2 protein-coding genes are annotated in these 1,879 nt (G+C 38.3%); both read right to left on the bottom strand.

The genetic code is table 11. The features are described 5' to 3' along the window. On the bottom strand, window positions 1-1,091 hold a 1,091-nt coding region (locus AC1DRF_RS25515; RefSeq protein WP_477742017.1), incomplete at its 3' end, for an MFS transporter. A 193-nt stretch (window positions 1,092-1,284) separates the two neighbouring features. Beyond that, window positions 1,285-1,722 (bottom strand): MarR family winged helix-turn-helix transcriptional regulator, encoded by a 438-nt coding sequence (locus AC1DRF_RS25510; RefSeq protein ID WP_043982995.1) that lies wholly within the window; start codon window positions 1,720-1,722, stop codon window positions 1,285-1,287. Window positions 1,723-1,879: the final 157 nt, after the last annotated feature.

Raw genomic sequence — 1,879 nt, 5'->3', positions numbered from 1 at the left:
GCTGATACGTTTACCCAGCTAAATCCTACAATGACAATAAGAAGTGATCCAATTGCTCCAAGGTAACCTGGACCAAATTTGTCATATAAGAATGTCGTTGCAAATGCTGAAATCAGTACCCCAACAAAAAAGTATAAATAAAAATAAGAAAGCGTGGTGTACGATGCATTTTGCACATTTTGCATGACGCCATTAATACCTGCAATGGCTAGAATATACGCCATATGACCGCCAATTGCCATAATTGTACCTGCAACTGGTTTTACGGCTAGCAGCGATTTTAATGGTACTAGCGGATTTTCAGCCGCTAAATCAACTAAGACAAAAATGACAACTAACCCTGCTGCAGCTAGTAAGAACGGCCACACTTGGATAGAAGCAAATCCTTCGTATCTTAGTTCATACAGTGGATAAACTAATAAAATCATAATAAGGCTAAGAATAAAGATACTTTTCTTATCCACTGGACGCTCTTCTTGCTGAGTTGGATCATGAGCAGGTAATACCTTATATCCAATAAACAGACAGACAAGAGAAGCTATTATTCCTAAAACAAAAACCCAGCGCCAATTATCCATGCTAAGAGATACAGCGCCTAAAAAGGCTCCAATCGCCGTCGAACCGAACAGTCCGCCGATCGCTAACACTAAAAAGAAGTTTCGGATTTTATTTGGAAACGAAATCAGCGCGGCTGGAATAATGGTTAAAAACAGCATTCCTGAGCTTAAGCCTTGAATCAGACGACCAAGGGATAAAAACGCCACATTTTCAGAAAAAACGTTGATAATCGAACCTGCTAAAAAGACTAAAACGAACGTTAAGTATGCTTTACGCACGCCATATTTTTTCGCAAGCATCGGACCAATTGGTACCCCAAGTCCAAATGCCAAGTTAGAAATAATAGATGGCAATAGTAAGCTTTGTGTACTCGCATCAAATCGATTTTGAATCAATACTTGATTGACCGTGTAAGATAAATTCAAAAAATACTGAGGGCCAATTGAAAATAGCGTTAAAATCGCCATAATTAAGTATTTAGGTACGCTTAAACCTTGTTTGTCGGAGGCTACTGCTGGATTATTCTGACTCATATTTATTCCTCCTTTTATTAAATTCTTTTCATATGACTAACAATTCCTTACATATTTTATTGTACAAGTTGTATCATGCAAGTTATGGCAGCACTACATATTATACATCTTTTAAAGAAGAAATCAACTTCTTTGTTTCAACTTAAAAAGACTATTTTTCAATAGCCTTTTTGTTCATCTATATGTATTCGCTTTAACATCCATTGCTGCGCCATTTTTTAAAATCGAGATTCAAGCGGGATAAGCTTTTTTCCAGTGCTAAAATCTCTTCTTCCGACCAGTCTTCCAATACTTCAGCATAGGCTTGTTTACGCTTGTTTTGTACATGCTGCAAAATATCTTTTCCTGAATCCGTCATTTCAATTAAACTAATTCGCCCGTTTTCTGGACTTGGAAAGCGGCGAACAAACTGTTTGGTTTCAAGCGCAGATACTTGCCGGCTAGCTGTAGATAAGCTCAGCTTTAAATTTTCAGCTAATGCATTAATCCCGAGCGGACTGCGCTGATCTAGCTCGCTTAACAGTAAATATTCAGAACGGTCCAAGCTTCCAAGCTTAGGACTGTGCGTCGTTGTTAGACGAACAAGCAGCGCAATTTCGTGCTCAATGGTTTGCAGCGAGTCTCGCTTCACCTTTGTCTCCCCCTTTATCTCATGAAACATTCTGTACTTTTTAATATGTTTACTATACCGCAACCGTTCGCGTGAACCAACCTTTTTTCCGTTWTTCTTCTATTATATAGAAAGATATCATAGATAGGGTACATTTAATTCTAGCATCACAGGACAG

Source organism: Priestia sp. P5_B4 (genome assembly GCF_056400385.1).
Note: the sequence above shows the minus strand (reverse complement) of the source record. Positions and strands in the feature narration are given on the sequence as shown.